General features: G+C 58.5%; 4 protein-coding genes. 3 read left to right on the forward strand and 1 reads right to left on the reverse strand.

What is annotated here, in order from left to right; all coding sequences use genetic code 11:
• The coding region (locus JFX23_RS09155) for a metal ABC transporter solute-binding protein, Zn/Mn family (protein ID WP_198776638.1) at positions 1-256 on the reverse strand (256 nt) is incomplete at its 3' end.
• 384 nt (positions 257-640) lie between these two features.
• On the opposite strand from JFX23_RS09155, the gene JFX23_RS09160 reads away from it, so the two are divergent.
• The 3 genes from JFX23_RS09160 to JFX23_RS09170 all read left to right on the forward strand — a co-directional run bounded on the left by JFX23_RS09160 (position 641) and on the right by JFX23_RS09170 (position 7,548).
• Positions 641-1,588 (forward strand): helix-turn-helix domain-containing protein, encoded by a 948-nt coding sequence (locus tag JFX23_RS09160; protein ID WP_233050737.1) that lies wholly within the window; start codon positions 641-643, stop codon positions 1,586-1,588.
• A 75-nt stretch (positions 1,589-1,663) separates the two neighbouring features.
• Positions 1,664-2,077, forward strand: coding sequence for a GyrI-like domain-containing protein (locus JFX23_RS09470; protein ID WP_233050738.1), 414 nt, complete (start codon positions 1,664-1,666; stop codon positions 2,075-2,077).
• 773 nt (positions 2,078-2,850) lie between these two features.
• On the forward strand, positions 2,851-7,548 hold the full coding sequence (locus JFX23_RS09170) for a WD40 domain-containing protein (protein ID WP_198776639.1): 4,698 nt from the start codon (positions 2,851-2,853) through the stop codon (positions 7,546-7,548).
• Positions 7,549-7,796: the final 248 nt, after the last annotated feature.

Below are 7,796 nucleotides of genomic sequence, written 5' to 3' on the forward strand. Positions count from 1 at the left end.
GGTCGACGCTGGCGGGGGAGAGTTCGAGGTCGTGCGGCTCGGCACCGTCTGGGGTGAGTGAGGTGACGGAGGTGAGCTCGCCGCCGATCTGTTCAGTCAGGTACTTGAGCGGGTAGAAGGAGGCCATCACTTTGAGTTGGCCGCCGGTCTCCGGCGTTGAATCGGAGGGGGTGGAAGCTGTGGGCTGAGAGCATGCGGTGAGGGAGGCTGCGGCGAGGGCAGCCGTGGCGAGCGCCAGGGAGCGTCTGATATTCATGCCACCAGTTTCTTATTAATGGGAATCGTTGTCAAAAGGCAAGGGGTGTTGCATTGCTCTCGCTTTGCGCTGTTTCTTCAAGCAATTGCCTGCTCAATCGTGGAGTAGGGCTCGAAGACGCGTGAGACCGAGGCAGAGGACGAGGCTCCCCGAATCTTCCTCGCTCATCTTCGAGCTGCTGCCCTCGGACCTGGTGCACCGTGCCGTTCTTGAGCGGAGTCACTGTCATCACTGCATTGCGCTCTTGTCGTCAATCAGGATTGGGCCCGAAGAGGCTGAGGAGGAGAACTCAAGGCCAAATGCTACGGAAAGTAGCGAGAATTCGGGCTGATGTCAGCCAGAGTTGCTTGTTTCGCAAGCCCTGTTTGACGAACATTGCCGACGATGACTCATCCGACTATGACGAATCTGACCACGACGAAGGGAAGAACAATGAGCCTCGAAGCACGAATCAAGAACCTGAGGAAGCAGTCCGGCATGTCGCAGGAGAGCATGGGCGAAAGGATCGGCGTCTCCAGACAGGCCATTACGAAATGGGAGAACGGCACGGGCGTGCCCGACGTGTCCAACCTGATCGCCATCGCCGAACTCTTCCAGGTGTCCCTCGATGAGCTGCTTTCCGGAGAAAAGCGTGAGAGGAAACAGAGCGATTACCTCTTCGAGAGCAGAACCGAGTACGACCTCGATGGCGTGAAGGACTTCGATATCAACCTGGGTGGGGCCCATACGGTGACGATGAACTCCTACGAGGGGGAGAAGGTCCAGGTGTCCCTCCTGTCGAACGTCCTACGGGGCATTCAAGAGGACTACAAAGTCAAGATCGACGACAACAGGAGGGGCATCGATATTGACCTCGTGCGTCTCAAAGGTGCGAGCGAGGCTCAGGCGAAGGAGGGGCTCACGATCCAGATCCTCATTCCGCAGAAATATGCCGCGAACATCGAGCTGGCCGTGAACGCGGGCACAGTCCAGGTCAGTGGACTCGACAGCGACAAGGTCGAGCTGGGAGGCAAAATCTCCGAAATCGTTGTGCAGGACAACAGGGGAGTGTTCGAGATTGATTCGAATCTGGACATGATCGTGCGAGTCGTGTCGCACGAGGGAGGCATCGAGATTAACCAGGTCTCCGCCACCTCGCGCATTCTCCTTCCCTCCGGCTACGCGTTCAGGGCCGTGCGCAAAGGCATCGCGACATCGATCTCCTATGAATGCGACGGCAAGCCCGCCGAAAACTTCTCGAAGGATGATGCCGAGAACTACATCGAGTTCAACGGGATCACAAGTGAACTGGTCATCGACATGCCGAGCCTCGCATCAGCCGCGCTCCAGTAGTGACCCCACCCAGCGAGCTCCATGTGCCTCTGTATTCGCATGCACATGGACTCGCTGGCTTCTCACCATAGAGGGATGCTGAGTACCCCGCTGCTTTCCCCTTCTCTTGGGCATTCCTTTCCCCCAGTGAAGGTGTCGCCGCGATGCGCTCGTACGCCTGGCAGAGCCGCGGGTGTTCCTGTCCCAGGTGGATGTGTCTGCTGTTGTGAGCGTGGAGGCGATTGCTCTGGGGGTGAGCCCAAGCGGGTAGCGGCGCGAGAGCTGGGGCTTGACGTCGTCGAAGTCCCTGAGAACGAGTACGCGATCGTCAGGCTCGAGGGCCCGGTCCCCGAGTGCATCCACCGAGGATGGAGGTACGTGATGGAATCGTTCCTTCCCGAGCATGGGTATCGCCACTCGGGCGCTCCGGACTTCGAAGCCTACGCTCCCGGGGATATACGTGCGGTCGACTACGAGATGGAGCTGTGGGTACCCATCGAGAAAATGTAGGGGGTGGCAGCACCCCTGAACAGTGCGAGCCACTGGCTCCCATGGAGCGAAAACGAGCGTCGGTTTTGAGCACTCTCTCCTTCGTTCACCACAGTCCGGGCGCAACAGATTCCACGAACGAGGGCGCACCGCCGTCGCCAGATGGAAGCTCCACCACAATCAGCATCGGCTCATGTCTTTCAAGGCTCCCAGCGGCTTGTGGGTGCTGAGAACTCGCCTTCGGGGGTCAATCGGCTGTGAGTGCGCTGCGAACGCCGCATCCGGCCACCTGAAGAGGTCCCTCAACAATGGGCTCACAGCACCCCTCTTCGCCTCGGCTCGCATCAATCCGCGACACCCCGATTCCTGTTCCTTGGCCGTCGTCTCATCCTTCGAGAAGGAGCAGAGGGTGTCTGCTCCTGCTCACTGAGGAGGGGGCGAGAGTGTTGTGGGAGTCGAGTGCTCGCGTGGACGCAAACGAAGGGTTGCGCTCCGTGAATGAGAAGAGGGTGAGCTTGGGCGGAGGGCTCAGGTGTGTGAGGGGTGAGTGCACGCCGCCGGGCAGTCTCGCAGGTGTCAGCGCGGGGGTGTGGGTGCGGTCGATCGCAACCTGCGTGTAGGGCAGGAGAGTGGGCGCATGGAGTCCCATTGGCATATGGCTACAGTGGTCCACAGGGCCGTAGAGGCGAGACGACAGATTCGAGGGGTGAGCTATTCGGACTGTATTCAGTCAATTCAGACACGTTGGCGCCGTCTTCCTGCTAGTATGGCACTGTTGGAAGGACGGTGTCGTGGTGAGAGTCTTAGATTTCGTCAGCGCTAGGGGTGCCATTCAGAGGCTTGAGGGTCTCTCATCTGCCAATTCAAAGGCCCTGGAGGTCGTCGTCGGCATGCTCGACGCGGAAGGTCGTGTCCTGGTTTCTGAGCTGTTTGAGATGCTCTACCCCTATGAAGACAAGACTGGGAACCTGAATCGGAATCTCAACCGGCTCATGATGGCTGTGAACAAGGTTGCCGAAAAGCAGGGGGTGGCCTTCAATATGTGCATCACTCCTAGCAAGCGCGGAGGAGCTAGCTCTCGATGGGTGTGGTTCGAGGGGCCTGAGTTGGAGAGTCCCCAATTTGATGCGGACGTCCTGAGGGCGATTCCTGAGGACCAGCTCGCAGAGCAGCGGGCTGTTGAGAGCGGGGTGCCGACGGTCGTGCTGCTGACATTCAATCCGAATGAAACTCGGGCAGTGTGGAAGGAATTCACAGGTAGCGAGAAAGAACCGGACCGTCGCGTGGTCCGTGGTGAACGGAGCTACTATCACCTCGCGGACATCAGCGGAATGCGAATCATTCACGCGATCTCGGGACAAACGACAGGGGAAGCGCAGTACGCAGCCATAGAGGCGGTACAGAATTGGAACCCGACTGAGGTCTACGCTGTGGGGATTGCCTTTGGTGTTGAGCCTGGGAGGCAACAAATCGGTGATGTTCTCGTGAGCGAAGCGATCCTCAACTATATGCACGTCCGGGTCGAGCCCAACGGCCATGATACGCAACGAGGACTTCCCAGGCCCGCATCAGACGCTCTTCTGGCCAGGGTGCGGGAGCTGGAGCATGCCCGCAGGGGACAGGAGGGGTGGCCGAGAATTCATCAAGGCCTCGTGCTGAGTGGCGATGCCCTGGTAGACAATAAGGAATATCGGGATGAGCTCAGGGCGAGACATGCGAGTATTGTTGGCGGAGAAATGGAGGGCTCCGGCATCGAGCGGGCATGTCGGGAAAAAACTCGCTGGTTGCTGGTTAAAGGGATCTGCGACTGGGCGGAAGAGAAGAATAATCCACATAAGGAACGAGACCAGAAAATTGCAGCCGAGCAAGCTGCAAAGGTTGTTCATGCCATCATTGAAAGAGGGACAACCGATTTACCGGCGCGCCGCCCTGTGAATTTAAGTCCGAGTGTCGCCACAATGGGAGATTTTGATCCCGTCTTCGCAGGCGGAGGCTTCATTGACGATCCTCGAGCGATGCCTGTGAGTTTGGACAAGCCGGAATCGACTCCCATTGATGAATCCGGACGGCCAATTCTGGAAGCCCTGCTCGAATGGGTGTCAGACCCGAAGGGGGAACAGTTCTTCGCTCTACTTGGCGAGTACGGCATGGGAAAAACGGTGACCTCCCAACGTCTTGCCAAAGAGCTGGAGAAACAACGAAAAAATGATCCGACCCTTCCCATCCCCCTCTACTTCGACCTTAAGAAGATCATCAGAGCAGACGAAGCTTCCTCGCTGAGAGCGACCGTGGAGGTCTGTATGCGCGATGGCTGGCTCCCCAAGGAGTCGAAGCACTACACCTGGGATCGATTTGTCGCATGGTTGAGCGACTCACCTTGTCTGGTGATTTTCGATGGGCTCGATGAATTGCTGGTCAAGTTCAATGAAAGGACGGGACTGGCTTTCACGCAGCAGCTCCTCGGCGTAATCGACGTTGTGCCTTCAGAACTGAGATTGCAAACCAAAGTCATGCTCACCTGTCGGACGCAGTACTTCCCTACTCTCAGGGCTCAGCAGAATCACTTTCTTCTGCGGGACAGGACCGACCTTACTGCACAGAGTTATCGGGCAATGACTTTGTTGCCGCTGACTGAAAAACAGGTGCGAAAGTACCTAGAAGCAGCAGTTCCGTCCATCCCGGTTGATGTGGTGATGGAAACCATCAGAAATGTCCACAATCTGAGTGAGCTCTCGGAGCGGCCGTACACGCTCAAACTCATTTCAAAACAGATTCCAGAACTCGAGGATAGGCGTGCTTCTGGAGAGCCAGTATCGGGAGCCACCCTCTACGAACTGATGACAGAGAAATGGCTTGATCGTGATGACCTGAAGCACTACATTTCGCGCGAACATAAGCCGCTCTTGGTGATGGCTCTAGCCGCACACTTGTGGCGCTCTGGGACGAGTCTGCTCCCGGTCTCAGAGCTGCACGACTGGTTTCATGAGTGGGTGGCCAGCGAAGCTCGGTTCCAGAGACGCTATTTGAATGCCGACCTTGAACGTCTCGAGGAGGATCTCAGAACCGCCACTTTCCTCAGTCGTGAAGACGCGCCTATTGCCGGCTTCAGATTCGCCCACACCTCCCTGTTTGAGTATTTCCTCGCCCGGCACCTCGCCGAGAGTGCACAGCGGAATGCGTGTGAAGGCTGGAAGATTCCCGTGCCCAGCCGTGAGACGCTCACCTTCCTCGGTGAACTGCTCCAAACAGAGTATTCCAATGCTCTTCAACACCTCACGCGTTGGCGGACCAGCTATCGGCCACAGGTGAGTGAGCTTCTCCTTGCCTACGCCCTTCACGCTCATCGGCAGGGACTTCCAATGCCCCCTCTGCGGGGGATCAAACTTGATGGCGCTCAGCTCGATGAGATCGTGATTCAGGGAAGCGTCAGTAGGCAACTCGACCTCACGGGCTCCAGCTTCGTGGGTTGTTCCCTAAGGCGAGCCGTCTTTCAGGAGGTGAATCTGAACCGTGCTGACTTCACGGATGCTCGTTTGACCCAGGCGACCTTCACCAACACCCGCAGTAAAGGCGCGTTGTGGCCGTTGGGCCATCCAGGGGCCACGTGGACCTCTACGGGGGAGAAAATGACGAGTGTGCATCAACACGGGGAGATTATCCTCTCAGCGCTCGGCTCTGGTGCGCTGGCTTTATCGGCTGATGGTTCGCGTGTGGTCACCGGGGGATGGGATGGGTCTGTTCGTGTGTGCGATGCGGATTCTGGTGAGACTGTGAGTGTGTTGGAGGGCCATACATCCCCCATCAGATCGGTCGGTGTGTCGGCTGATGGTTCGCGTGTGGTCACCTGGGGGGGGGATGGGTCTGTTCGTGTGTGCGATGCGGATTCTGGTGAGACTGTGAGTGTGTTGGAGGGCCATACATCCCCCATCAGATCGGTCGCTGTGTCGGCTGATGGTTCGCGTGTGGCAGCCGGGGGGCGGGATGGGTCTGTTCGTGTGTGGGATGTGGATTCTGGCGAGACTGTGAGTGTGCTGGAGGGCCATACATCCTCCGTCGAATCGGTCGCTGTGTCGGCTGATGGTTCGCGTATGGTCACCTGGGGGTGGGGTGGGTCTATTCGTGTGTGGGATGTGGATTCTGGCGAGACTGTGAGTGTGCTGGAGGGCCATACGTCCCCCGTCAGATCGGTCGCGTGGTCGCTTGATGGTTCGCGTATGGTCACCTGGGGGGAGGGTGGGTCTGTTTGTGTGTGGGATGTGGATTCTGGTGAGACTGTGAGTGTGTTGGAGGGCCATACGTCCTCCGTCGAATCGGTCGGTGTGTCGGCTGATGGTTCGCGTGTGGTCACCTGGGGGCGGGAGGGGTCTGTTTGTGTGTGGGATGTGGATTCTGGTGAGACTGTGAGTGTGCTGGATGACCATAGGTCCCGGTCCTCCGTCGAATCGGTCGCTGTGTCGGCTGATGGTTCGCGTGTGGTCACCTGGGGGCGGGAGGGGTCTGTTTGTATGTGGGATGTGGATTCTGGCGAGACTGTGAGTGTGCTGGATGACCATAGGTCCCGGTCCTCCGTCGAATCGGTCGCTGTGTCGGCTGATGGTTCGCGTGTGGTCACCTGGGGGCGGGGTGGGTCTGTTTGTATGTGGGATGTGGATTCTGGCGAGACTGTGAGTGTGTTGGATCGCGATACGTCCTCCGTCAGATCGGTTGCTGTGTCGGCTGATGGTTCGCGTGTGGTCACCTGGGGGGAGGGTGGGTCTGTTCGTGTGTGGGATGTGGATTCTGGTGAGACTGTGAGTGTGCTGGAGGGCCATACGTCCTCCGTCGAATCGGTCGGTGTGTCGGCTGATGGTTCGCGTGTGGTCACCTGGGGGCGGGATGATTCTGTTCGTGTGTGGGATGTGGATTCTGGTGAGACTGTGAGTGTGTTGGAGGGCCATACGTCCCCCGTCAGATCGGTCGCGTGGTCGCTTGATGGTTCGCGTGTGGCAGTCGGGGGTTTGGATGGGTCTGTTCGTGTGTGGGATGTGGATTCTGGTGAGACTGTGAGTGTGCTGAGTGCGTTGGATCGCGATACGTCCTCCGTCAGATCGGTCGCGTGGTCGGCTGATGGTTCGCTTGTGGTCACCTGGGGGGAGGGTGGGTCTGTTCGTGTGTGGGATGTGGATTCTGGTGAGACTGTGAGTGCGTTGGTGGGCGATACATCCCCCGTCAGATCGGTCGGTGTGTCGGCTGATGGTTCGCGTGTGGCAGTCGGGGGTTTGGATGGGTCTGTTCGTGTGTGGGACGCAAAGAGTAGGAAGCTACTGAAGACGGCCGTTCATACACGGAGTGAGCCAGGGTATCCGGCTGGCTTCGCCTCATGGCGCCCAGGCCTTCCCGTGATCGACGTGGTCGAGGGGGGCGCATGGCGTGACCTGTGGATTCGCGATGAGAATAGTCGTGTGAGTCGCCCCGTCATTCCCGGTGTATCCCACGAGCCTCCTGAGAACTGAGTGAGCACCCCCGAAACCTCAGGTACAGCAATCTCCACGCATTCCCAGCCTTGCCCACGTGCGCAGCCGGCATGCGGGGCTCTTCCTAATCTTCGATAGGATCAGGAGGTCAATGCCGCGCCAGCCAGGTGCGGCCATCATGTGCAAGGAGCATCAAGTGGCACAGGGCCCTTCTCGCCTCGAGTCCGTCATTAGCCTCGCGAAGCGCCGTGGCTTCGTTTTCCCCTGCGGAGAGATCTACGGAGGCA

The organism is Schaalia cardiffensis (assembly GCF_016405145.1).
In the GTDB taxonomy this organism is placed as follows: Bacteria; Actinomycetota; Actinomycetes; order Actinomycetales; family Actinomycetaceae; genus Pauljensenia; species Pauljensenia cardiffensis.

Excerpts from the sequence above, each read along its gene's own strand:
- JFX23_RS09160 (WP_233050737.1), top strand. The coding sequence starts at position 641 with ATGACTCATCCGACTATGACGAATCTGACCACGACGAAGGGAAGAACA.
- JFX23_RS09470 (WP_233050738.1), top strand. The coding sequence starts at position 1,664 with ATGCTGAGTACCCCGCTGCTTTCCCCTTCTCTTGGGCATTCCTTTCCC.